Origin of the sequence: Actinokineospora spheciospongiae, from assembly GCF_003182415.1 — a bacterium.
GTDB lineage: Bacteria > Actinomycetota > Actinomycetes > Mycobacteriales > Pseudonocardiaceae > Actinokineospora > Actinokineospora spheciospongiae.
On record NZ_QHCP01000008.1, the window covers coordinates 154,760 to 178,723 of the forward strand.

Genomic DNA, 23,964 nt, shown 5'->3' on the forward strand with positions numbered 1-23,964 from the left:
CGCACACCGCCGGTCCCCGAGGGGGCGGTCAGAAGCCCTTGTTGACGGCTGCCATGTCGTCCGCGCCGTGGCCCCTGGCGGAGGACTCGGCGTAGACCTGGTTGATGGCGGTCATCACGCGGTTGTCCTTGCCCGCCTGGGCGAGGGCCTCGGCGATGAGGGCGGAGTCCTTGACCGCCCCGTCCAGGGTGAACGACGGCGGGTAGGTGTCGGTGATCATGGCCCGGCCCTTGAGCTGGGCGTAGCCGCTGTCGAGGGGGCCGCCCTCGATGATCTCCAGGAACAGGGTGGGGTCCAGGCCCAGGGCGCTGGCCAGTTCGATGCTCTGGGCGGTGGCGGCGGTGAGGGAGACGACCCAGGCGTTGGCGGTGAGCTTGAGGCGGTGGCCGTCGCCCGGGGTTTCGCCGACCCAGATGGTCTTGGCGCCGATCGCGTCGAAGACGGCGGTGGTGGTGTCGGTGGGGTGGCCTGCGGCGAGGACCGTGAGTTGGCCGTTCTCGGCGGGTTGGCGGGTGCCGAGGACGGGGGCGTCGACGTACTCGACTCCCGCGTCCGCCGCGTGCCGCGCCAGGGAGATCGCGCCGTCGAGGCCCACCGTGCCGGTCTGGACCCACACGCCCCGGACGTGCGGGAGGGCCTGGGACATCACCGCCTCGGTGGCGGCGAGGTCGAACAGCGCGGTCACGACCGCGTCCGCGCCGTCGACGGCGGCGGCCGGGTCCTGGGCCACCTCGGCGACGTCGGCGAGGGCCTCGGCCTTGGCCGGGTCGCGGTTCCAGACCGTGACGGCCAGTCCGGCCCTGGCCAGGCTCCGCGCCATCGCGGCGCCCATGATCCCGGTTCCGAGCACTGTCACCTTGAGCGTCATACGCCCTTCATACCCACTCCGGTGGGACGGGAACACCCGGGGGCGAGCCGGTCAGTCGGTGGTGTCGGCGGGGACCTGCTCCGGCGCCGGGTGCGCGTGCATCCGCCTGCGGACCACCAGCGTGACCACGACACCGGCGAGCACCGCCGCGAGCAGGCCGAACCAGGAGAAGCGGGAAAGCCACTGCTCGGCGACCGTGCCCAGGTAGTACACCAGCACCGTCGTGCCGCCCGCCCAGGCGATGCCGCCCGCGGCGTTGGCGACGAGGAACCGGCCGTAGTGCATGTGCAGGGAGCCTGCGAGGGGTCCGGAGAGGATGCGCAGCAGGGCGATGAAGCGGCCGAAGAACACCGCCCACACCCCGCGCCTGGCGAACATGGCCCGCGCCTTGCCGATGATCTCGGGTCCGAAGTGCTTGGGGAACTTGCGCCCCGCCCAGGCGAACAGCCGCGGCCCGCCCCGCTTGCCGATCAGGTACCCGATGCTGTCGCCGACGACGGCACCCGCGATGGCGCACGCGCCGACCCACACCGGGCTCACCGCGTCGCTCTGCGAGGACAGCAGGGCGGCGCTGACGAGGACGATCTCACCGGGCAGCGGGATGCCCAGGCTCTCCACGCCGATGACCAGCCCGACGACGAGGTAGATCGTCAGCGGTGGGATGGAGTTCAGGATTTCCTCGACGTGCACCGGACTTCCTCCCCAGCGTGGTCCGCGACGCCGACACGATACAGCGGGCTGAAGGGTGACCGGCCCGACCTCGGGCAAGCCCCCGAACGGGTAACGGTCGTCGGTACCCTGGCGACTGACGGTGTGATCTTCGGGCACCATCCGCCGATCCACCCGGGTCCCCCCTCGACGGAGGTCGCCGCCGACCATGAGCTCGCTGCTCACCATGTTCTTCGACGGGCTCACCGGCTTCAGCAGGCTGTTCCTGCTGGTCGGGCTGGTGCTCGCGGTCGTGAACACCGCGCGGTTCCTGGCCCGTGGGCGGTCGGTCGCCCTGCACGCGGTGAACGCCCCGCCGCCCGCCGACCTGACCACCCTCAACTCACCCGTCCGGGGGGCGGTGCCGGGGGTGTGGTGGCCGCTGGTGCTGATCGCGCTGGGGTTCGTCGTCGGCGGGCGGTTCCGGTCGACGCCGTGGGTGGTGGCGGTGGCGATCCTGGTGGCGGCGGCCGTCGGGCTGGGGTTGCGCGCGCTGCGGGTGGCGCACGGCCGCCGCGGCGACGCCGAGGTGGCCCCGGCCGCGCTCGCCGCCCTGCTCAGCGCCGGGGCGCTGCTGCTGTTCGGGCTGCTGCTGACCGTGCGGCTGGTGGTCATCCCCGACCCGGCGACCCGCGTCGGCGACGCCTTCACCGCCGAGTCCGGCGACGCCGCCGCGCGCGCGGTGCTGCTGCCCGCCCTGGCGCTGGCGCTGGTGGTGGCCGCGATCGCCTGGGCGCAGCGGCCCCGGCCGGAGCGGCTCGGCCCGCCGAAGCGGCGTGCGATCCGGCTGCGGCTGCCCGCGTTCCCGCTGACCGAGAAGGGCCACCTGGTCGGGCTGCTCGCGGTGTTCGCGCTGTTCGCGGCGCCGCTGCTGGACGACCGGCTGACGATCTTCGGCATCGCCACCCCGGAGTACGGCAAGGTCGTGTACTTCGTGGCGCTGGCGGCCATGCTCGGCGCGTACGCGCACCTGTACCGGGTGGGCGCCGCGGCCCGCGGCGGCAGCCCGCTGGAGGTGATCCGGGCCCGCAGGCACCTGTGGTACCCGATCGGCACCTTCGCCGCCGTCGGTGTGGCCAGCGCGCTCAAGCAGGACATCGGGCCGATGATCCCGGTGTTCGTCGGGTCGGTGGCGGTGTTCGCGCACCTGCTCGGCGTGCAGGCCGACCGGGCGCCGGAGGTGCTCGGCGAGGTGGGCCGGGCGCGGGCGCGCGCCCGGCGGCGGGTCGCGCTGCGCTACTCGCGGCCGCTGTGGGCGCCGGTGGGCGGGTTCGTGCTGATCGGCGTGGCCGCCATGGTCGTCACCCCGTACATCTCCGAGCGCGGCGCGGTCTGGGTCGACCCGTGGACCTACAACTGGGCCGCGGCCTGCGAGCCCGCCCCCGAGGGCGCCACCCCGCCGCCGACGCCGGAGGGCACCAGCGCCTGCCAGATCTCCTACTCCTCCGCCGAGGCCAGCAGGCGTTCGCAGATCGCGCAGTCGCTGGCGGTCATCGCCGACGGCGGGCTGTGGGGGCGCGGGCTCGACGACTCGACCTCCGGCCGGGTGCCCGCGGGCAGCACCGACTTCGTGCTGACCGTCATCTGGAGCAAGCTCGGCGGCATCACCATCCTGCTGCTGGCGGGCCTGCTGGCGCTGCTGGCCGCCGCGCTGAGCCGGATCGGGCCGCAGGTCACCCGCACCGAGGCGGGCGGGGTGGACCCGGCGCGGCTGTTCGTCGTCGGGTTCCGGGCGATGGTGCTCGGGCAGTTCCTGTTCGTCCTCGCCGCCACGGTCAACGCGCTGCCGCACTCGGGCATCACCGCGCCGTTCCTGTCCCGCGGCGGGCACTCCACGATCGCGCTCGGCCTCGGCGTCATCGCCGCCGTGGCCGTGTCCTACCTCGGCGCGCCCGCACCGGCCACCCCGGCGGCGCAGCCCGTACCGGCCGCGCCGCCGCGCCGCGCGCTGGCCCCCGCCGCCGCGCCCGCGCGGGTGTCGACCTGGTGGGCGCGGCCGACCGTGCCCGGCGCCGCGTGGGTCTACCTGCTCAGCGCCACCCTCGTCGTGGGCATCACGCTCTCCCCGTACACCGGGCTCGCCGAGGACCGGCCGTTCTGCACCACCCAGCAGCCCAGGGTGGACCCGGAGCAGTGCTCCACCGACCGCATCGCCTACGACCGGACCACCGTGCGGGTCCTGGTCGACGGCAAGCCGCAGTGGGTGCGCGACCGCTCCGGCGCGCGCTGGGAACCCCTCGGCACCCCCGACCTCTCGCTGGCCGACCTCGGCGGGCTGCTCCAGGTCGGCGGCGACCGCGGGGTGCTGGAGGCGGGCCTCACCGACATCGTCGACGGCTCCTCCGGCACCTCGCTGGGGCAGCGGCTCGCCCCGCCGTCGAGCGGCCGCCCGGACGGCGCGGTCGAGCTGACCGTGGACCCGGCCATCCAACGCGCCACGACCGGGGCGCTGCTCGCCGACGGCCCCACCGGCGGGCCGCTCGCGGGCGGCGCCGTGGTCGTCGACGCCAAGACCGGCCACGTCCTCGCCGCCGCCAGCGCCCCCGTGGAACCGGGCGAGGAGGGGACCGCGCGGCCGGTGGACCAGACCGCCCGCCGCGAGTTCACCGGCGACCACGGCTTCGGCTCCCGCGACGGGCAGGGCAACCTGGACGAGAGCACCGACTGCGTCGAGTCCGACGACGAGCGCGTGCTCGCCGACTGCTACCGCTGGTCGCTGGCACCGACCCAGGCGGGGGAGACCCCGCAGGCGCAGGACCGGCTGCGGCGCTTCGTCGAGGACGACAAGGCGGTGGCGGTGCCGTCCCCGCAGGTCAACCGGGCACTGGGCCGCCAGTACGGGCTCGGTTCGACGTTCAAGGTCGTCGTCGCCGCGGCGTTCATCAAGACCAGGGGCGCCACCGCGCAGACCGTGATCGACGCGCCGCTGACGGTCACCGTCAACAACCAGGTGATCCGCAACGCGGGCAACGGCGCCTGCGGGCAGGCCACCTCGGGCCGGATCACGCTCCAGATGGCGCTCGCCGTGTCCTGCAACACCGCGTTCGTGCGGCTCGCCCAGGACCTGGGCTGGGACGTCATCCGCGACACCGCGAAGGCGATGGGCTTCGTCGTCGGCAGCACCGACGCCCGCGCCGACCGCCAGCCCGCCTGGCTGGCCGGGACCCCGGTCGGCGTGGACTCCCGGGTGCCCGCGACCGCCGACGACGGCAGCATCGGCAACAACGTGCTCGGCGGCGGCGGGGTCGTGGGCACCCCGCTGGAGATGGCCACCGTGCTCGGCGCCGTCGCCAACGGCGGCACCGCCGTGCAACCCACGGTCGTGTCCGCGGTCACAGACCCGCGCGACGGGGTCCGCCGCGAGGTCACCGGGACGAGCACCCCCGTGCTCACCCCCGAGCAGGCCGAACAGCTCCGCCAGGCGCTGTCGGCGACCACCACCTCGGGCACCGCGCGCAAGCTGGTGCTGCCGCAGGGGCAACGGGCGTGGGTGAAAACCGGTACACAGGTGCAGTACGAACCGGGGACGGCGCCGCGGGGCACCTTCCTGCACCAGATCGCCTGGCTGGTGGGCTTCGTCGACACCGCCTCGGGCCCGGTCTCGTTCGCGGTGGCGGTGGAGACCCGCGACGAGGGCAGGGGCGCCGACCGCGCCCGCTTCCTGGCCGAGAAGATCATCGCCGCGATCACGGCGGCCAGGGGATGAGGCCGGTCGCGGTGGCGTCCGGTGGAACGTCGACCCCCACCCGCACGTCCATTGGGTGGAGAACGTCGGTCGTCGGCGGCACGGCAGTCATCGGAGGAACGGCAGTCATCAGGACCACGGCAGTCAACGGGAGAACAGCGGTCGTCCGGGGAACGGCGGTCATCAACGGAACGGCAGCGGGGGCGGGGCGATGACCGAGCGGGACCGGCCGCGCTTCGAGGAGCAGGTGCGCGCCGCGGCGGGCGGTGAGCTGCGCAGGCACCTGGCGTCCGCGTCCGCCCCGGCCGGGGCCAAGGTGCTGGTCCGGGTGCTGGTGCGGACCGAGACCCCGCTGACCCCGCAGGCCATCGAGGCGGTCCGGGAGACCCTGGAGGAGGTGCGCGCGGGCTTCGGCGACGTCGTCACCCAGGTGTACTTCGAGGTGACCCCCGGCCTGCCCGACGGCTACGACGTGCGCTGCGAGCCGGTCACCAACGCCGGTGCCGCCGCCGAGGCCGAACGCCCCGGCCCGCGCGGCCCGCTGGTCCGCCAGCGGCTGCTGACCTTCGCCTTCGGCGGGCTGCGGTTCGACTACCTGCTCGCCGAGCCCGCCGACCGGTGGCTGCCGCTGCAACGGCCCGCCGACCGGCGCGGCGGCATCGGGTTCGTGCTGCCGCAGTCGATGGCGGCGGTGCCCAGCGGCCCGCTGCTGTCGCTGCGCATGGTCGACGGCGAGCTGATGGCCCGCCGCACCTGGGAGCGCCCGGAGATCGCCGTCCTGGTCAACGACGCGCTGCTGCACCCGAACCTGGAGACCGGCCTGGCCGTCGCCCCGCGCGGGTGGATCGGCTACCAGCTCGCCGACACCGGGCAGGCGCTGAGCAGGCTGGAGTACGAGCTGGCCGACTGGGCGCCCGCCAGCCCCACCCAGGCGGGCACCCCGGACACCGGCGACGGCTCCGCGCACGAGGTGTGGCTGACCGTCGACAACGAGACCCACCCGCTGCGCATCGCCCCGCCCGAGCCGGGCAACCGGGCCGCCGAGCGGCGCTTCCCGATCCAGTCCGCCAGCCCCGACGGCCACAGCCCGCACCTGGACGTGCAGGTCCTCTACACCCGAGGCCAGTGGCGCGGGCCGCGCGAGGACCAGTGGCACGTCAAGGTCTACCGCTGCGCCACCCCGCAGCACGCCGACCAGCTCCGCCGCTACCTGCGCACCCAGGCCGCCTTGGTCGACACCGCCAACGCCGCGGTCGGCGGCACCGGGCAGGCCCCGCCGTGGGCGGTGGCGCCGGTGACCCTGGTGCAGCCGGGCGCCGACTACCGCGGTGAGCTGCGCCGCACCGAACTCGCGGTGACCGACCGCGACGTCAGCGACGACCCGGAGAACCGGCTCTCGGCGTGGTTCGGCGTGCCCGAGCAGCCGCAGCCGCACTGCTACGTCATCGCCGTGTCGCCGATGCTGCGCAAGGTCGGCTGGGCCGACTCGTCGCTGCGCCGGGTGGCCCCCGGCCTGGAGCAGCTCGACGACCTGGTCAGCCTGGCCCAGGGCCTGGACCGGCTGCACGAGCTGGGCATCGCGCACTGCGACGTCAAACCGGAGAACGTCTGCCGCAACCAGCGCGACTCCGGCGGCACCGGCTACGTCCTCATCGACAGCGACGCGGTCTGCCGCACCGTGGAGCGGCTGGTCGACCTGCGCCTCACACCGACCTACGCCGCACCCAGGATCATGTCCCAGTGGCGCCGCTCCTACGACGGGCAGACCCCGGCCGACCTGCGCGAGCACGACCGGTTCGGCTTCGCGCTGGTGGTGCTGGGCGCGCTGGCGGGCAGCGACCGGGTGGCGTTCCTGGTGCAGGACGACGAGGACGGGAGGCGCCCCATCGACCAGCCGACCGTGGTCACCGACGCCATCCGCACCTGGTGGCCGGACCCGCGCTGGGCCCGCTTCACCGAGGTCCTCGCCGCCCCGTTCCAGTACGACGCGCTGGTGGGCGACCAGTGGTCGGCGGTGGGCTGGCTGCGCGAACTCGACGCGCTGGGCGTGCCCGCGCCGGAGCCGGTGGCCGAGCGGGTCGCGCCGGTGTTCGCCGGGGAGTACGCCGGACACCTGCACCGCATCCGGGCCGAGGTCCGGTCCACCCCGCGCGGCCTCAACGCCTGGGTGCCCGCGGTGCTGGAGCGGGTCGCCGCGCACCAGGACGAGATCGCGCACCGGGAGTTCCGCAGGGTCGTCTGGCTGGCGGGCGCGCTGCCGCTGCTGGTGGCCGTCGTCGTTCTGATCGGGGTGGTGGCGGGCCGATGAGCACTCAACCCGAGGAGCCGGGCACCGAGCCGGTGACCCCCAAGGGGCCGGAGCCGGCGCCGGAGCCGGTGCCGGAGTCGGCGCAGGAGATGTCGACCGCGCGGACGCAGAAGATGACCAGCCCGGGGCCGCTCCCGCCGCTCCCCGGCGGGCCCGGTCGCCCGGGGCCGCCCGCCGCGCGCAACCCGGGTGCGGCGCCGAACGCCACGCCGAACGCCACCAGGGTGCAGGCCCCGCTGCCCGGCGGCGCGCCCGGACCCGACCGGCGCTCGCCGCTCACCGGTGCCGAGCGCGAGGCCGTGATGTTCCGGGTGCCCGAGGCCAGGCCGTCGAGCGGTCCGCCGCGACCCGCAGGCCCGCCCGCCCCCGCGCCCGAGCGGCCGAAGTCCGGCCCGCGCGAGTGGTACCGGCGCTTCGGACCCGGCTCGCTGTCGGGGGAGTTGGCCGCCGTGCGGCCCGGGCAGCTCGACGACGTCACCACCCGGGCGGTCGGCAACTGGGTCTCGCACGAGGAGGCCACCGCCCGGCTGGCCGAAGCGCGCGCCGAACCGCACCTGCACGAGCACCTGGTCCGCGCCGGGGTCGTCGGGCGGCGGCAGGGCTGGCGGGTGTGCGCGGTGCTGCTGTGGCCGCTGGCCGCGGTGCTGATCGCGATCGCCGTGTGGATTCTGGGGGCCTGATGAACCACCCGATGAACGGCGGCAGGGGCGAGCTGCTGCGCTGCCCGGCCTGCGACGACGACCTGGGCACCCCGCGCACCCGGGAACCCGACGGGCGCCCGCGCAGGCCCGCGCTGCGGCTGGAGCTGTGCGTGGAGCAGCGCGGCGCGGTCGACTGGCGGCTGAGCCTGTTCGACGGGTCCCGGTTCTGGCCGCCGTCACCGGGTTTCCACCCGGCGCGGGTGCGGCTGGTCTACCGGGTCTGCGGCGACGGGCACGTGTTCCTGGAGCACGTGGTGACCGGCGGGGCGGCGGCCATGCCGACCTGGCGGGTCGACCAGTTCGACGTGATCGCCGCGATCGGGCAGGCCGCCACCGGCAAGAGCTACCTGATGCTGCGCACCCTCAGCCAGCACCTGACGATCAGCGGGCTGACCCACGTGGACACCCCGGTGCCGCCCGCGCAGGTGTCGGTCTACAACGCCGACTGGCTGCTGGAGGCCGAACCGCTGGAACTGCTCAAGCGGCAGTACCTGCAGACCGAGATCCGCGGCATGACCATCGAGCCGACCCTGGCCCGCGACCTGATGCCGTACGAGTTCCTCACCGACAACGTGGCCGCCGGGGTGGTGCAGCAGATCCTCGACATCCACACCGAACTGCTCGGCCGCGACAGCGTCGACCGCGACTCCTGGGGCCAGCGCATCCGCCAGCCCATCGTGCGCCGCTACCAGATCGGCAACCGCAGGGTGATGGCCGCGGTGGCCGACCTCGCCGGGGAGAGCTTCGCCAGCAACGCGGTGCAGAGCCTGCACAACCGGTTCCTGCTGCGCAACTACGGCACCCTCGTGTGGACGATCGACCCGGTGGTCTGCACGCCGTTCCCCAAGTTCCTCCCCGCCGGGACCGACCGGACCTCGCTGGCGGCGAGCATGCGCCCCGACGGCCTGCTCTACGACCGCACCGACGAGGTCCGCCGCGAGCGCAACGTGGTGCAGCGCCAGCTCGCGGGCACCCTCACCGAACTGGGCACCATCTCCGAGGACGTCGGGCCGGTGCAGTACCTGCTGGTCTGCGTCACCAAGGCCGACCTCGTCCGGCACGCGCTGGCCGGGGGCGCCTCGCTGCGCAAGCTGGGCAGCACCGACGCGGTGGTGCGCGGCACCGCCCGCTACCTCGCCGACGTCGCCGCCCGCGCGGGCGGCCCGCACCCGTCGGTGGTGGTCGAGGACGCCGCCTGGCGGCAGGTGATCGGGCGCATCGCCGGGTTCGCCCACGACCCGGCGCTGGGCACCAGGGTCGCCTGGCAGTTCGCCGACGCCATCGTCAACCACCACGACCAGCCGGACACCTTCTGGGAACTGGTCGACGGGGGCGGCGGCGGCGTCATCGACGTGCCCGAGGGCGTCCCCGAGGCGGTCCTGCCGCCGGGGCGGCTGACCGTGCCCACCCTCGACGACCACGTGGCCGGGTCGCTGGTGCCCGGGCAGAGCGGGGTGCTGCGGCTGCGCGACCTGGTGATGTCCGCGCTGGGCTGCGGCATCGCCTACGGGCTGGGCTTCGAGCAGAACATCGATATGCTGCTGAGCCAGCCGTGGCGGGAGCCGCGGTTCTTCCTCTGCTCGGCGCTGGGCGAGGTGCCGGTCCCCGGGTCGAGCGAGGAGCTGATCAAGCCGATGGACTCCGACGCGTCGTTCCCCGACTTCGACACCCGCTCCGCGGCGCTGTCGCAACTGCTGCTCTGCATGCTCCGGAGGGTGCGGCCGTGAACGAGTCCACGATCGTCGAGTGGGGCGGCAGCGGGGCGGGCTTCGTGCTGCACGAACCGCCGGGCAGGCCGCGCCCGCCCGCCGCGTTCGTCTCCGCCGCCGACAAGCTGATCAAGTACCCGGTGGTGCAGCCGACCGCCGACCTTGGCCCGCACCAGGCGTGGAGCCTGGTGTGGACGCAGGTGGAGGAGCACGGGCCGCACTGGTGCTTCGCGGTGCAGGGCCGCGGCGGCGCGTTCGGCCGCTCCGGCGGCTGCCAGTTCCTGTTCACCCCGGCCCGGCACGAACCCGCCGACGTGTGGCTGCACGGGCTGACCATGATCGGCCCGGACGGGCGGCTGGCCCCCGAGCCGGTGCGCGAGGTGCCGTGCTCGCCCCCGGTGCCCCGGGACCTGCTCGCGCCGCTGGCCGCGCTGACCGCCGACACCGCCCGCGTCCCCCTCGACGGCGAGCCGCTGGAGGTGGCCGGGTCGGTCGCCGTGCTGCTGAAGGTGCTGCCGCGGCAGGTGGTCCGCTCCCGGGTGTGGTCGACGTTCCTGCTCAAGCCACCGGTGCTCGACGACTACAACATCGTCTCCGGGCACTGGCCCGCCGAGCTGGCCGACCGCGACAGCGCCGCCCGCACCCGGCACTGGCTGGGGGAATCGGCGCACCTGCCCGGCCCGCGCGACGACCAGGACGCCGCCGCGCAGCGCTGGATCGCCGAACAGGCAGGCGACCAGGTGACCCTGGGCGAGGAGTACCGCGGCCTGCCGGACATGCGGTCCTTCGTGGACAGGGTGGCCCGCGAGGCGCTGGTGCCCGCCGCGCACGAGGTGCCGCGGCTGCTGGAGGAGGCCCCGACCCGGCTGCTCACCCCCCGGGCGCACCCGGCCGTGGTCCGCTGGGCGCACGACGACCCCGACCGCGCCATCGCCCACCTGGTGGCCGACCGGGTGCCCGGCGAGCTGGTCGACGTGGTCTTCGAGGGCCTGTTCGCCCGGCACGAGGAGGGCGGCAACCCGATCAGCTTCCCGCCCGCGGACGTGTCCCGCTTCCCGCGCTGGCCCGACCTCCTCGGCGACGCGGTGCGCCGCTGGGTGCCCGAGCAGCGCGACCGGGTCGCCTTCGTCGAGCGCACCCTGCTCGCCCCCGGCCGCCCGCTGGCCGACCCGCGCGCCCTGGCCAGGTCGGTGCTGTGGCTGGAATCCCTGGGCATCGGGGCGGACGACCTGCCGCCGTCGGTGGAGTCCATCGCGGTGGCCCTGGGCCGCCGGGGCAGGCTGGCGCAGCGGCAGCGCGACTACCTGCGCTCCACCGGCGACCAGGTCGGCGTGCTGCGGGACCTGGTGGGGCGCATGGACTTCGTCAGCGTCGCGGTCACCGCCGAACTGCTCGACGTGGCGGGGGAGGAGTCGACCCGGCGCGGGCTGGTGCGCACGGTGCTGGCGCACAACTCCGAGCACGCCGACCGCGGCCGCGGGTCGATGGCCACCTGGGTCGCCGACCTGGTGGACCGGCGCCCGCAGGACCAGTCGGCCGTGGTGGAGGGCGGGTTCGGGCTGCTGCGCGAAAACGGGCTGCTCCCCGACGGGCTGCTCGCGCTGGCGCTGAGCCACTACGCCGACCGGCTCGACGTCTCCGAGGTCGGCCGCGGCCTGCTGCTGGAGGCGGCGGACCGGGTCAACACCGCGTCCCGCGCGCCCGCGCAGGCGCGCACCGAGGCGTTCCCCAGCGGTGACCCCGGGTGGGGGCAGGACGACCCCCAGCGCGGGGACTCCCTGCACAGCGGTCGCAGGCAGCGGCGCGCGGGCGCCGGGGACTTCGGGCCCAGCGGCCAGGCGGACGCCGGGGCCGGGTACGGCGCCCAGGGCTTCGGCGCGGACCGCTACCGCCGCGCGGAGGCCGACACCGTGGCACCGCAACCGCTCGACGAACCGGTGCCCGCGGGCAACACCGTCCCGGTGCCGCGCGCCCGCCGGGTGGGCCGCGAGCAGGAGCTGCCGCCCGCGCTGCGGCTGGCGCTGATCATCGGCATCGCGGCCGTGGTGGTGTTCGTGCTGTACCAGCTCTTCTTCGCGCGGTTGGGCTGATGGACACCTCCGCAGCCGGGCGGGTGGGCGTGCTCGTCGCCACCGCGCTGAACCGGGTCGACCGGATCGCGGGCACCCGCCCGTCCAACCGACCACCGCACCTGGCGCAGCTCACCACGGTGTTGCAGGCGGCGGTCGCCGAGGCGCGCACCGCCGAGGACCACCCGAAGCGGGTCGGCCGCGACGCCGACCTGTGGCGGCTGCGCGAGCCGGGGTACCTGCGCGGCATCGTCGAGCACCCGGTGAGCCGGGCCGGGAGCGGCCTGGTGCTGCTGCCGGTGGTGCTCACCTGGGTGCTGCTGGGGGCAGCGGAGTTCCTGTACGTGCGGGAGTACGTGGCGGTGCCGGTGGGGTCGCGCCCGTCGTTCTTCGCCGACTGGCTGGCCCAACCGTGGTACCGGGGCCCGTTCGTGCTGTCGGCGGTGATCGTGCTGACCGTCGTGTGGATCATGCTGGGCTACCGCGGGCCCGCCCGCGAGCAGGCCGCCGCGGACGAGCTGGACCGGGTGGTGCACCAGTTGGAGGTCGACCTGCTGCCCCCGCTGACCGTCCTGCGCTCCCGCCTCGCCCCCGCCTCCCCGGTCGAGGTGACCCGCCAGGCCGCCGCCGACCTGACCGCGGCGTCGGCGAAGTTCGCCGCCGCCACCGACACCCTCGCCACCGCCGCCTCGGTCGTCGACCGGCTCGCGGCCGTCGTCGAACGCCTCGCCGCGGCGGTCCCCGACCTGCGCGCGCAGGCCGACCGCCTGGCCGACCTGGACGGCCGCCTGGAGCGCTCCGTCGCGGAAACGGCCCGCCAGGTCAAACCCATGACCGACGCGGTGGAAGCGGTGACGTCGGCCGCCGCGACCGCCGCCGACACCACCTCCCGCTCCGAGGCCGTGCTCAAGGAGGCCACCACCCGCCTGGACGAGGCCGCGGCCCTGGCCACCCGCACCGCCGAGCACCAGAGCACCCTCGCCACCGCCCGCGAACCCTTCACCGAGGCCGCCACCGCCGTCGCCAGCGCCGCCACCAAGCTCGACACCGCCGCGTCCGCCACCCGCGACACCGCCGCCCGCCTGGGCGAGGTCATCAAGGACGTCAACTGGCTCACCATGGTCGCCGACGGCCTCCGCCACCCCGACCACCGGTGAGGCGCCGCTTCCCCCGCGGCGACGCGGGCCCGATCGGGGCAGCGGGCTGGCTGTTCGCGGAACTGGCCATGGTCCTGGTCATCATCGCCATCGGCTCCGAGGTCACCGCCCCCTCGGCCGTCGTCCTCGACCCATCGGCGACCGCCACCCCCACCACCGCCCCCTCGCAGGGCCTGGCCCTCACCACGGTCCGCTTCACCATCCCGGCCACCGCCGACGACGCGACGGTGCTCGCCGACTTCCGCGCCGCCCTGGACCGCACGGTCGGCCCGCAGGGCCGGGTCGGCCTGATCCTCCTGTTCGGCAAGTCCACCACCGCCAACCCCGCCCAGGGCACCCGCCTCTCCGAACGCCTCAAAGCGGTGGTGACCCCCGCGAACCTCCCCCAACTGCGCACCACGGTCGACATCCGCCCCTACTTCGGCGGCGACGGCACCCCCGGCCAGGTCATGGTGGAACTGTTCCTCCTGACATGACCCCACCCACCCCAGCCCCCGCCCGCCTCGGCGTGCCGGCCCACTCCGCCACCCCGGCGGGCTCGGCATGAGCGTCGCCATCCTCGACGGGACCGACACCTCCGCCGCCGACACGCTCCGGACGGCGTTGGGCACCCCCGCGCACCTGTCCGCCCCGGAGGACCTTCCCGGGGCGGGTGCGGCGGCGCTCCTGCTGCTGCCCGCCCACGCCCCCGTCCTCCCGACCGAGGCCCTGCGCCTCGTCGCCGTCCTGGAGTCGCTGGCCCTCAACCCGCCCGGCCACCGCACCCCCCTGGTCCTGACCTGGGTCGCCACCCCCGCCCACCGGACCCGCATGTCCTACGCCGCGGGCCGCAACCACGCCGACCTGCTCCTCGGCAAGCACTGGACCCGCGAGCTGGCCCACCACCCCACCCCCACCGCGGCGGCGGCCTGCCGGGCCGCCCGGGTCCGGAAGCTGATGCGCGCCCAGCCCCGCCTCGGCGGCATCCCCGTCACCACCCTCCACCGGACCCTGAGCACCCTCGATCCCCACTTCGTCGAGGCGCTTTGCGTGCAGCTCCCCGACGGCACCTGGCACAGCCCCGCCGCCGTCGCCGCCGCGGTGGAACTGCGCGGCGCCGCCGCGGTGGAGCTGCGCGACCCTGCGCCGAGTGGGTGATGTCCGGCGGTTTCCCGCCGCGCGGTGAGCCGGGCGCGCGATGGTGGGCCCGTCCCGCACCGACCCGGTGCGGCTGGAGGGGAGAACACCATGGGCATGGCCGTACTGGGGGCCGTCACCGCGCTGGTCGTGAGCCTGGCGCAGGCGGGCGACCCGTCGTCCCTGGGGTACACCGCGGAACCGGGGGCCGGGCCGGTCTCCGGCAGCCGGACCTGGACCGAGCCGACCGACGAGGTGCGCGCGTTCGAGCTGGACGGCGTGCTGGTCGTCGACGGTGAGGACAGTTCCGGGTGGGACTGGTTCCGGGTGGAGCTGGCGGGGGCGGGCGGGGCTCCGCTGGGTGTGGGCAGCTACACCGGGGGGAACTTCCGGCTGCACCCGGAGGCCGCCGGGGTGAACCTGATCTCCGACGGGCTGGGCAGCGGGGACGGCCCCGCCGAGTTCACCATCAGCACCCTGGAGCGCGACCCGGTCACCGGGCGGGTGAGCGCCCTGGACGTGGAGGTGACCGTGCACAACGGGTCGCCGACCGGGCCGCGGATCGACATCCGGGCGCACTACGAGGCTTGAGCGACCACCGCGCGCGGCGGCCGGTAACATCGCGCGCGGACTTTGGACTTGCTAGGAGGAAAAAGTGACCGCCCAGGTGGAGACGTTCGAGTTCCAGGCCGAGGTCCGGCAGCTCTTGCAGCTTATGATCCACTCGATCTACTCGAACAAGGACGCGTTCCTGCGCGAGCTGGTCTCCAACGCCTCGGACGCTCTGGACAAGCTGCGCCTCGAAGCGTTCCGGGACAAGGATCTCCAGGTCGACACCGACGACCTGCACATCGAGTTGGCCGTCGACAAGGACGCGCGGACGCTGACCGTGCGCGACAACGGCATCGGCATGACCCGCGACGACGTGGTGCGGCTGATCGGCACCATCGCCAAGTCGGGCACCGCGGAGTTCCTGCGGCAGGTGCGCGAGTCGCAGGACGCGGCGGGGGCGCAGGACCTGATCGGGCAGTTCGGGGTGGGGTTCTACGCCAGCTTCATGGTGGCCGACAAGGTCGAGCTGGTGACCCGCTACGCCGGGGAGGCCGAGGGCACCCGGTGGGAGTCCGGCGGTGAGGGCACCTACACGATCGAGCCGGTGGCCGACGCCCCGCAGGGGACCTCGGTCATCCTGCACCTCAAGGCGGCCGACGCCGAGGAGCAGCTCACGGACTACACCACCCCGTGGAAGCTGCGGGAGATCGTCAAGCGGTACTCGGACTTCATCACCTGGCCCATCCGGATGGAGACCACCAAGCCCGCCGTCGACGAGGACAGCGAGCCCACCACCGAGGTGGAGACGCTCAACTCGATGAAGGCCCTCTGGGCCCGCCCGCAGAGCGAGGTGACCGCCGAGGAGTACTCCGAGTTCTACCGCCACATCGCCAACGACTGGGCCGAGCCGCTCAAGACGGTCCAGATGTCGGCCGAGGGCACCTTCGAGTACCAGGCGCTGCTGTTCATCCCCTCGCACGCCCCGCTCGACCTGTTCATGCGCGACGCGCACCGCGGCATCCAGCTCTACGTCAAGCGCGTCTTCATCATGGACGACTGCGAGTCGCTCATCCCCGAGTACCTGCGCTTCGTCAAGGGTGTCGTGGACGCCGCCGACCTGTCGCTGAACGTCTCCCGCGAGACGCTGCAGCAGGACCGGCAGATCCAGCTCATCCGCCGCCGCCTGGTCAAGAAGATCCTGTCCACGGTCAAGGACCTGCGCGGCGTGGACGCGGAGAAGTACAAGACCTTCTGGACCGAGTTCGGTCGCGCGGTCAAGGAGGGCCTGGTCCAGGACACCGACAACCGCGACGCGATCCTGGAGATCTGCTCCTTCGACTCGACCCTCGACCCGGAGCAGCCCACCTCGCTGCGCGGGTACGTGGAGCGGATGAAGGAGGGCCAGCAGCACATCTACTACATGACCGGGGACTCGCGGTCGGTCATCGAGAACTCCCCGCACCTGGAGGCGTTCCGGGACAAGGGGTACGAGGTCCTGGTGCTGACCGACCCCATCGACGAGATGTGGGTCGACGCCGTCCCGGAGTACGACGGCAAGCAGTTCCAGTCCATCGCCAAGGGCCAGGTCGACCTGGACACCGAGGAGGACGAGGAGCGCAAGGCCGAGTACGCCGACTTCCTCACCTGGATGTCGGAGTCGCTCAAGGACGCGGTGAAGGAGGTCCGCCTGTCCAAGCGCCTGACCACCTCCCCGGCCTGCGTGGTGGGCGACTCCGGTGACCTCGCCCCGAACCTGGAGAAGATGTACCGGGCGATGGGGCACGAGCTGCCCCAGGTCAAGCGCATCTTGGAGCTGAACCCCACCCACCCGCTGGTGGCGGGCCTGCGCGCCGCGCACGCCGAGCGCCCGGAGGACGAGTCCCTGGCCGAGACCGCGTCGCTGCTGCACGACATGGCGGTCCTGGCCGAGGGCGGCGAGTTGGCCGACTCCGCCCGCTTCATCCGCCTGCTGGCCGGGCGGCTGGAGCGCTCGCTCTAGCCCCCGACCGGCACAGCGCACGACCAGGAGCCCCGGCACACCACAGCCGGGGCTCTTGGCCGTGCGGGTGGCATCCCGCGGCCGGATCGGCTACTGCTTGACCTTCAGGTCGATGGTGATGGGGTTGTCCTTGTCGACCACCAGGAAGTTGATGATTTCGGTGTCGACGAAGCAGTCGGCGAACCTCGGCAACCGGTAGCTGCCCGCGAGGGTTCCGCCGACGGCCGGGTTGAAGTTCCCGGACGACTTCAACTTGATTTCCACCGGGGCGGTGGTCTTGCAATTCGGCAGCGGAATGCCGATGTTGAAGTGCCCGACCTCGGTGATCTGGATGTCGAACTTCCCGGTCACGTCGACGGTGCCCGCGGCCAGCGTCCCGGTCAGTCCGCCGACCTGCGTGACCTTCACCTTGGCGTGGGTGTCCAGCAGCCCCGCCAGCTTGAAGTCGGTCCGGGTCTCCGGGAGCGAGATCGTCCCGCTCAGCGCGCCTCCCTGCAGGTCACCGCGCACGTCCGCCTGTCCGGGGCCCAGGGGGAGCGTGGCGCCCAACCCGGTCAGGCCCGTCTGCCCGGTGGCGGTGTAGCTCAGCTCCACCGACTCGGCGCTGCTCGTCCCCGAGGTCACCAGCAGTGCCCCGACCGCCGCTGCCGCCGCCACCGCGACCCCGGCCGCCCGTGCTTTTCGCACCCGCATCCCACAACTCCCGTCAGTCTAGAAACGTTGGTGTTCCTAGAGTCACTGTAATCATTCCCGAGCCTCGGTGGCAATCGGTCCGGACAATTTTGTGGAAGTGTGGAAGGCTCGACGTAATCCGGGTGTGGGTCGGTGATAAAATGGATCGGTGGAATCCAGGCGGGCCGGGCGGTCCGAGCGGCAGTTGCCCCGGGGCAGGCACGGCCTGAGCCGGGAGGACATCGCCGCCTCCCAGCGCGGCAGGCTGGTCGCGGCCATCCTCGACGTGGTGGCTGTCAAGGGGTACCCGGCGACCACCGTCAACGACGTCGTCGTGCGCGCCGAGGTCTCCCGGCGCACCTTCTACGAGCACTTCGACGGCAAGGAGGCCTGCTTCCTGGCCGCCTTCGACGCCGCGGTGCTCGACGTGGGGGTCTCGCTGCGCTCGGCGCTCGACCCGGTGGCCCGCGACGACTGGCAGGGGCGCATCCGGCTGTCCTGGCGGGCGTTCCTCGCCGCCCTCGCCGAGCACCCCGCCGCGGCCTGGTCGCTCTACATCGAGACGCTGTGCGCGGGCCCGGCGCTGGTGGAGCGCACCACCGCGGTCAACCGGGGGTTCGCCGACATCTTCCGCGCCCTGCACCGCCGGGCCCGCGCCGCCGACCCGGGGGTGCGGGAGGTGGCGCCGGAGGTCTTCGACCTCTACGTCGGCGGCACCGCCGAGCGCATCCGCGACTGCCTGCACACCGCGGGCGCCGCGGCGCTGCCCCGCCTGGAGGACGTGTTCACCGACACGCTGATGGTCTTCTTCGAGCCGCGCCCGACCCCCTGAGGATCACCCGGCCGGGTGCGCCGCGCGGTCGTCGTCCCGGCCCCGGCGGGCCGCCCGACGGGTGACCGGGGTGATAGAACACCGGAGGTAAATTGCTCACGGCCCGGTCAGAAATAGGCCGGGAACTTTCCCGCGCTTGACACGACGTGGTTCCCCACCGAATGCTGGCCGTATTGCAACGTCGGCAATCGGGGGGATTCGCGGTGTCCATTCGACCTCCATTCGGCACGGCTCTCGGAATTCGGGGCCGTGATTACGCCGCGGTCGCCGCGCACGGCGAGGCCATTACGAATTCGGCGCTGCTGCGCGCGGTGGAATGGCCGGAGGTGGACCCCACCGGGGAACCGGTGCGCTCCCCGCGGCGGTTGGACGCGGAATTGCGCGCGCTGGTGCTGGAGTCGGCGGTCACCCCGCGCTTCTCCTGGGAGCGGTTCCTCGACCGGCACCGCGCCGACGGCCCGGCCGAGCGGCTGCTCGCGCTGCTCAACCACCGCGCCTTCCAGTTCAACTCGCGGGCGGCCTTCGGCGGCGCCGTCTCGCCGTGGCGGGCGCGGGTCGAGGCCTGCGTGCGCGAGGGGCGGCGGCTGGAGGTCGTGCTGCCCGCGTTCTGCGTGATCGGCAACCCGGTGAAGCGCTTCGACCTCACCGCCGCCACCGCCGCCGAGGACGTCGCCCTGATGCACCTGGCCAACCTGGCCGAACTCCTCGGGCGGCTGCACGAGCCGGGCGCGGTCCTCCACATCATCTCCGACAGCACCTTCTACGGCTCGCCGTTCGGCGTGACCTCGGTGGAGGCGGTCAACTACGTCGCCGAGCTGCGCGAGCGCGTCCGGGAGCTGGACCTGGGGCGGGTGCTGCGCCTGCACGACATGTCCGACGTGCTGCAACCGGTCGTCCCGCAGTTCCAGCGCCGCTTCGACGCCTGGTTCCGCGCGCTGCGCCTCGACCGGTGCGCCGACGGCATCAGCGCCGACGAACACGACCGGTGGCTGACCAGCATGATGGCCAGCATCGACATCCGGAAGCTCGGCCTGTCCTACGCCGAGCTGCGCGCCACCTACCTCGACCGGGGGGAGCACTTCCACGGCATCCGGGAGCGCGCGCGCTGGGCGCTCAACGAGTACCGGGCGATGAAACTGGCCGCGACGGATCTGGAATGGGAGGAACTGGCGTTCCCCGGGGCCGTGCGCGCCACGATCCACACCAAGTCGATCCCGGTTCTGGGGTTGCGCATTTTCCCCGAGTACAAGTTCAGCGCCCGGCTCCTGCCCTACCACGGCATCGGGGTGTTGAGCCGTTCGGTGAAGACCGGCCGGTACCGGATGGGGGTGCGGCCGGAGATGTTCGTGCACGGTCGACCGGACATGCGCCGCATTGTCGACGAGCGCGGGATCACCAGTTTCTACCTGCACTGCCCGCAATGACGCCGAGGATTTGGTACTGAGCTGTACCGGAACGGCCCCCGGCGTCGGTCCGCTGCCCTCCACAGTGGACTCTGATGCGCGAGGTTTCCACGGGGTGCGGGCGGGTATCCGGGACCGGACGGAGGTGAGGTCCCCAGATGATCGCGAGCGGAAGACGGGTTCGGGTCGAGTTCGACGCCGACCTCGCGCTGCTGCCGGTGGTGCGCGCCATGGCGGCCAACGTCGCGATGGTCGAGGACTTCACCATCGACGACATCAGCGACGTGCGCCTGGCGGTGGACGAGATGTGCTCCACGCTGATCACGCACGCCGTGCTGGGCAGCACCCTGGACTGCCAGATCGACACCCGGCCCGGCGGCCTCGCCGTCCGGGCCAGTGTGGACTCCCGCTCGTCCCAGCCTTCGCGGGACACGATGAGCTGGGAGATCATGTCCGTGCTGGCCGACTCGGTGACCTCGGAAGTGCACACGGGGCCCGCGGGGACGGCCAGGCTCACCATGTGCCTCACCAAGCGACGCGGGGAAGGTTGATGCCCACGACCGAGCGGACCAGGTCGAGCGAGTACGACCACCTGGCTCCCCTGTTCGTCGAACTGGCCGCGTGCACCGACCCCGGCCAGCGGGCGGCGCTGCGCGACAAACTGGTCACCGGCCACCTGCCGCTGGCCGAGCACATCGCCGTCCGGTTCAGCAACCGCGGCCAACCCACCGACGACCTGCGCCAGGTCGCGGTGGTCGGCGTGATCAACGCGGTGGACCGGTTCGACCCCGAGCGCGGCACCGACTTCCTGTCCTTCGCCATCCCCACCATCATGGGCGAGGTCCGCCGCTACTTCCGCGACAGCAGTTGGTCGATCCGGGTGCCGCGCAGGCTCAAGGAACTGCACCTGGAGATCAGCTCGGCCACCGGCGCGCTGTTCCAGCAACTCGGCCGCGCCCCCTCGCCCTCGGAACTGGCCCGCCACCTGGACCGGCCGGTGGAGGAGATCTACGAGGGGCTGGAGGTGGCCAACGCCTACCAGGCCATGTCGGTCGACGAGTCGCGCGAGGACGGGGAGAGCGAGAGCCCGCTGGTGCGCTCACTCGGCGCCGAGGACCCGGAACTGGCCAAGGTCGACTACCACGAGTCGCTGCGACCGCTGGTCGCGGCGCTGCCGGAGCGGGAGCGGACGATCCTGACGCTGCGCTTCTACGGGAACATGACGCAGTCGCAGATCGCGGAGAAGGTGGGGCTGTCGCAGATGCACGTGTCCCGGCTGCTCTCGCAGACCTTGCAGCGGCTGCGCGGCAAGCTGGGGCCGGAGATGTAGTTCCTTCGAGGCTTGGGGTTTCGGTGGGGTGCGCGGCTGGGTGGCTGTGCTCGGCCGTGCCTTCGTGAGCCCGGTCGTTTGGTGGGTGGTGCCCGGCTGGGTGGGTGTGCTCGGCCGGGCCTGTGTCCTGCAAAGCGCCGGTTGTTTGTCGTGTGTGCCCGGCTGGGTGGATGTGTTTGGCCGGGGCCCCTATGGCGATCATGTGCTCCAGTGCGTCAGGTGGGGCTGAAAAGATGCCCCACCGCCCAGGCAGGCTGTCACATGATCGCCACCCCCGGCCAAACACATCCACCCACCCGGGCAGTTCGCTCGCCGGGCCAGCGGTTTTCGGGGGTGGTCGGCTGGGCAAGTACCTCCACCCACCCGGGCAGTCGGCTCGCGGGGCCGCCGGTTTCGGGGGTGGTCGGCTGGGCAAGTACCTCCACCCACCCGGGCAGTCGGCTCGCGGGGCCGCCGGTTTCGGGGGTGGTCGGCTGGGCAAGTACCTCCACCCACCCGGGCAGTCGGCTCGCGGGGCCGCCGGTTTCGGGGGTGGTCGGCTGGGCAAGTACCTCCACCCACCCGGGCAGTCGGCTCGCGGGGCCGCCGGTTTCGGGGGTGGTCGGCTGGGCAAGTACCTCCACCCACCCGGGCAGTTCGCTCGCCGGGGCGGCGGTTTCGGGGTGGTCGGCCTGCGTTCAGGGCGTCCGCCCACCCGGGCATTTGCTTGCCGGGGCGGCGGTTTCGGGGTGGTCGGCTGGGCTGCTGCGCCGGTGTGGTTCCGGGGTGGCTGGTGGCCGGGCTGGCGGTTGGCGGGGTGGGCGGCAAGTGCATCCGCCCACCCGGGCAGTCGCGTAGCCGGGCCGCTGGTTCTTGGCTGGCTGGCTGGTCGTCGTTGCGGCGGTGGGGTGTGGCGGCGGGTTCTACGGGGTTGTCGGGTTGAGGCGTTGCAGGACCGCTCGGGCGACCGCGTCGGTGCGGCGGAAGCCGGGGGCGTTGGTGTGGGGGCGGGAGAAGGCGCCTGCCGCTCGGATGCTGGTGTGCGGGCCCATGGCGATGCGCCTGGGGTTGGTCGTCCCGGTGGCGTCGACCAGGTCGCCGACCGAGCGGATGGTGATGCGGCCGGTGGAGCGGCCGCCGGTCAGCACTTCCTCGACCAGTTCGCCCCGGTCGCGCAGGGCGGTGATCAGGGGGTCGGTGGCCCGGCGCACGCTCGGGGCGGGCAGCCGTGCCTCCACCAGCGCCGTGCCCACCTGCTGTCCCGGCACGGCCGGGCTGCCCGCGACGAAGCGGCCGTCCTCCGGGCGCACCCACATGTCCGGTCCGACGAACGAGACCACGCCCGCGCGGGAGAGTGCCAGCAGTTGCCGCAGCCGGGGTCCGGGTGGTCCGCTGGCGAAGTAGCTGAAGAAGCCGAACCACCAGCCGTCCACGTCGTCGATCTGCGCGTCCGGGGTCAGCCTGCCCGATGCCACCACCCTCGACAGTTGTCCGAAGCTGACCAGCAGGCCCAGGAACGCGCCCATGTCGGCGCTGAACCCCGGGTTCGCGCGCCGGGCGAGGTCGGTGGTGATGTGGGAGTGCAGGTGCTCGGTGAACGCCCCCCGATCCGGGAAGGTCAGGCCCGCCAGCGGTTTGTCGAGCCCGTCGGGGTCGAACCGGTCCTCCGGGGCGGGCACCGCCGCCTCGACCAGGGCGCGCAGTTCGGGGCTGTTCCACTCCGCCGCCGCGTAGGCCGCCTCGAAGTCGGGGAACGGCAGCCGGGTTCGCTCGGGGTGGGCGGTGAACAGTTCCGTGTAGTAGGCCCAGCCGATGTCCTTGGCCATCAGCGGCCACAGGTCCCGGCGGAAGTCCAGCGGCTCCGGCCGCGCGGTCAGCTCCGCGATCGCCGCGTTGTCGAAGAAGCGGGGGAGGGCGGCGAACGGCGCCCGCAACCGGTACTCCGGCTTCGCGCGGTAGGGCACGCCGCGCCGGGAACCGATGTGCAGGTGGGGTTCCTTGCCCGACGGGTGGTAGACCAGCGTGCCGCCCTCGGTCTCGTAGCGGCCGCCGCGGCCCTCGGTGAGCAGCACCATCAGGTCGATGAAGGCCAGGCCGAAGCCGCGCACCAGCACGTCCTCGCCGGGTTGCAGCGCCGACAGGTCGATGTCGGAGGTGTAGGCGGGCGGGACGTAGCGCAGGTCGTGCTCGCGGGCGTACTCGGCCAGCGCCCGCTGCGTGGGGCTCGGGTCCACGTCCAGGTGCCCGATGGCCAGCACCACCATGTCCACCACCAGCGGCTCGGCCCGTTCGGCCAGCCGTACCGACTGCGGGCCGCCCGGGTCGCCGGTGACGTCGACCGCGGTGTCCTCGTGCACCACCACCTCCACCGAGGGCGGCAGGTCGGCGAGCACGCCGCGGAAGAACCAGTCCAGGTAGGCGCTCTGCAACCGGCGGGTGGGGAAGCGGGTCGGGGCGGCCTCGGCGAACTCCGCGCGCAGGTCCTCCGGGACGCCCTCCCCGCCCGCCGCGCGGATGCCCGCCGCCCACTCGGCCAGGGTCGGGCCCGGGCGCACCGGGCCCGCGCAGCGCACCGACCCGTCGAGGAACATGGTGACGTCCTCGGGCATGGAGTTCATCCACAGCAGCGGGGACTGCTCGTAGCGCCACACCCGGCCCGCGCCGGGCGGGTGCGGGTCGATCAGGTGCACGGTCAGGTGCCCGGTGAACAGTTCCGGCGCGTTCGCCGCGATCCGCTCGACCAGCCCGACCCCGCTCGGCCCCGCGCCCACCACCGCGACGGACACCCGGTCGTCTGCTGCCACCGCGCCCCTCCGATCCGGTCCCCACCGACAGTAGGTTTGCGGTCCGGCCGGCGAGGGGCCGTCCACCCAGTG

General features: G+C 73.5%; 18 protein-coding genes. 14 read left to right on the forward strand and 4 right to left on the reverse strand.

Translation table 11 applies throughout. The features are described from left to right. Positions 1 to 28: 28 nt before the first annotated feature. Positions 29 to 856, reverse strand: coding sequence for an NAD(P)-dependent oxidoreductase (locus tag DFQ13_RS21630; RefSeq protein ID WP_325050950.1), 828 nt, complete (start codon positions 854 to 856; stop codon positions 29 to 31). Between the two features lie 63 nt (positions 857 to 919). Then, a complete protein-coding gene (locus DFQ13_RS21635; RefSeq protein WP_110081120.1) occupies positions 920 to 1,558 on the reverse strand; it encodes a DedA family protein in 639 nt (212 codons plus the stop codon). A gap of 187 nt (positions 1,559 to 1,745) precedes the next feature. Here DFQ13_RS21635 and DFQ13_RS21640 point away from each other — a divergent pair, with 187 nt between their 5' ends. The 10 genes from DFQ13_RS21640 (at position 1,746) to htpG (ending at position 16,872) form a co-directional block, all read left to right on the forward strand. After that, the gene (locus DFQ13_RS21640) at positions 1,746 to 5,282 is read left to right on the forward strand and encodes a penicillin-binding transpeptidase domain-containing protein (protein ID WP_110081121.1); all 3,537 of its coding nucleotides are present in this window, start codon (positions 1,746 to 1,748) and stop codon (positions 5,280 to 5,282) included. A gap of 190 nt (positions 5,283 to 5,472) precedes the next feature. Continuing rightward, positions 5,473 to 7,569 (forward strand): protein kinase family protein, encoded by a 2,097-nt coding sequence (locus tag DFQ13_RS21645; RefSeq protein WP_110081122.1) that lies wholly within the window; start codon positions 5,473 to 5,475, stop codon positions 7,567 to 7,569. After that, entirely contained in the window at positions 7,566 to 8,249 is a 684-nt protein-coding gene (locus tag DFQ13_RS21650) for a hypothetical protein (RefSeq protein ID WP_110081123.1), read from the forward strand. The genes DFQ13_RS21645 and DFQ13_RS21650 overlap by 4 nt, the downstream gene beginning before the upstream one ends. A gap of 11 nt (positions 8,250 to 8,260) precedes the next feature. Continuing rightward, positions 8,261 to 9,997 (forward strand): hypothetical protein, encoded by a 1,737-nt coding sequence (locus DFQ13_RS21655; RefSeq protein WP_146241320.1) that lies wholly within the window; start codon positions 8,261 to 8,263, stop codon positions 9,995 to 9,997. Then, positions 9,994 to 12,069, forward strand: coding sequence for a hypothetical protein (locus DFQ13_RS21660; RefSeq protein ID WP_035286288.1), 2,076 nt, complete (start codon positions 9,994 to 9,996; stop codon positions 12,067 to 12,069). Before DFQ13_RS21655 ends, DFQ13_RS21660 begins: the two co-directional genes overlap by 4 nt. Further along, the gene (locus DFQ13_RS21665) at positions 12,069 to 13,205 is read left to right on the forward strand and encodes a hypothetical protein (RefSeq protein ID WP_110081124.1); all 1,137 of its coding nucleotides are present in this window, start codon (positions 12,069 to 12,071) and stop codon (positions 13,203 to 13,205) included. The genes DFQ13_RS21660 and DFQ13_RS21665 overlap by 1 nt, the downstream gene beginning before the upstream one ends. Continuing rightward, on the forward strand, positions 13,202 to 13,681 hold the full coding sequence (locus DFQ13_RS21670; RefSeq protein WP_035286294.1) for a hypothetical protein: 480 nt from the start codon (positions 13,202 to 13,204) through the stop codon (positions 13,679 to 13,681). Before DFQ13_RS21665 ends, DFQ13_RS21670 begins: the two co-directional genes overlap by 4 nt. A 67-nt stretch (positions 13,682 to 13,748) precedes the next feature. Beyond that, a complete protein-coding gene (locus tag DFQ13_RS21675; protein ID WP_110081125.1) occupies positions 13,749 to 14,342 on the forward strand; it encodes a hypothetical protein in 594 nt (197 codons plus the stop codon). A gap of 90 nt (positions 14,343 to 14,432) precedes the next feature. Continuing rightward, positions 14,433 to 14,912 carry a hypothetical protein gene (locus tag DFQ13_RS21680; RefSeq protein ID WP_110081126.1) on the forward strand — a complete coding sequence of 160 codons (480 nt, stop codon included), beginning with the start codon at positions 14,433 to 14,435 and terminating at the stop codon, positions 14,910 to 14,912. Between the two features lie 64 nt (positions 14,913 to 14,976). Further along, positions 14,977 to 16,872 (forward strand): molecular chaperone HtpG, encoded by a 1,896-nt coding sequence (gene htpG / locus DFQ13_RS21685; RefSeq protein WP_110081127.1) that lies wholly within the window; start codon positions 14,977 to 14,979, stop codon positions 16,870 to 16,872. Positions 16,873 to 16,962: 90 nt separating this feature from the next. Here the strand turns inward: htpG and DFQ13_RS21690 are convergent, their stop codons facing one another. Then, on the reverse strand, positions 16,963 to 17,565 hold the full coding sequence (locus DFQ13_RS21690; RefSeq protein WP_146241321.1) for a hypothetical protein: 603 nt from the start codon (positions 17,563 to 17,565) through the stop codon (positions 16,963 to 16,965). A gap of 148 nt (positions 17,566 to 17,713) precedes the next feature. On the opposite strand from DFQ13_RS21690, the gene DFQ13_RS21695 reads away from it, so the two are divergent. The 4 genes from DFQ13_RS21695 to DFQ13_RS21710 all read left to right on the forward strand — a co-directional run bounded on the left by DFQ13_RS21695 (position 17,714) and on the right by DFQ13_RS21710 (position 21,109). Next, complete coding sequence (locus tag DFQ13_RS21695; RefSeq protein WP_035286304.1) at positions 17,714 to 18,376, forward strand: TetR/AcrR family transcriptional regulator; 663 nt, start codon at positions 17,714 to 17,716, stop codon at positions 18,374 to 18,376. A gap of 203 nt (positions 18,377 to 18,579) precedes the next feature. Beyond that, complete coding sequence (locus tag DFQ13_RS21700) at positions 18,580 to 19,800, forward strand: L-tyrosine/L-tryptophan isonitrile synthase family protein (protein ID WP_110081129.1); 1,221 nt, start codon at positions 18,580 to 18,582, stop codon at positions 19,798 to 19,800. A 137-nt stretch (positions 19,801 to 19,937) separates the two neighbouring features. Beyond that, entirely contained in the window at positions 19,938 to 20,330 is a 393-nt protein-coding gene (locus DFQ13_RS21705) for an ATP-binding protein (protein ID WP_035286307.1), read from the forward strand. Beyond that, positions 20,330 to 21,109: a SigB/SigF/SigG family RNA polymerase sigma factor gene (locus DFQ13_RS21710; RefSeq protein ID WP_035286309.1), complete on the forward strand. Its 780-nt coding sequence runs from the start codon at positions 20,330 to 20,332 to the stop codon at positions 21,107 to 21,109. Before DFQ13_RS21705 ends, DFQ13_RS21710 begins: the two co-directional genes overlap by 1 nt. A 902-nt stretch (positions 21,110 to 22,011) precedes the next feature. Here DFQ13_RS21710 and DFQ13_RS21715 read toward each other — a convergent pair. Next, a complete protein-coding gene (locus DFQ13_RS21715; protein WP_110081130.1) occupies positions 22,012 to 23,892 on the reverse strand; it encodes an FAD/NAD(P)-binding protein in 1,881 nt (626 codons plus the stop codon). Between the last annotated feature and the right edge of the window lie 72 nt (positions 23,893 to 23,964).

Coding starts and splice junctions, on each gene's coding strand:
- DFQ13_RS21640 (WP_110081121.1), top strand. CDS start 1,746: ATGAGCTCGCTGCTCACCATGTTCTTCGACGGGCTCACCGGCTTCAGC.
- DFQ13_RS21645 (WP_110081122.1), top strand. CDS start 5,473: ATGACCGAGCGGGACCGGCCGCGCTTCGAGGAGCAGGTGCGCGCCGCG.
- DFQ13_RS21650 (WP_110081123.1), top strand. CDS start 7,566: ATGAGCACTCAACCCGAGGAGCCGGGCACCGAGCCGGTGACCCCCAAG.
- DFQ13_RS21655 (WP_146241320.1), top strand. CDS start 8,261: ATGAACGGCGGCAGGGGCGAGCTGCTGCGCTGCCCGGCCTGCGACGAC.
- DFQ13_RS21665 (WP_110081124.1), top strand. CDS start 12,069: ATGGACACCTCCGCAGCCGGGCGGGTGGGCGTGCTCGTCGCCACCGCG.
- DFQ13_RS21675 (WP_110081125.1), top strand. CDS start 13,749: ATGAGCGTCGCCATCCTCGACGGGACCGACACCTCCGCCGCCGACACG.
- DFQ13_RS21680 (WP_110081126.1), top strand. CDS start 14,433: ATGGGCATGGCCGTACTGGGGGCCGTCACCGCGCTGGTCGTGAGCCTG.
- DFQ13_RS21690 (WP_146241321.1), bottom strand. CDS start 17,565: ATGCGGGTGCGAAAAGCACGGGCGGCCGGGGTCGCGGTGGCGGCGGCA.
- DFQ13_RS21705 (WP_035286307.1), top strand. CDS start 19,938: ATGATCGCGAGCGGAAGACGGGTTCGGGTCGAGTTCGACGCCGACCTC.
- DFQ13_RS21710 (WP_035286309.1), top strand. CDS start 20,330: ATGCCCACGACCGAGCGGACCAGGTCGAGCGAGTACGACCACCTGGCT.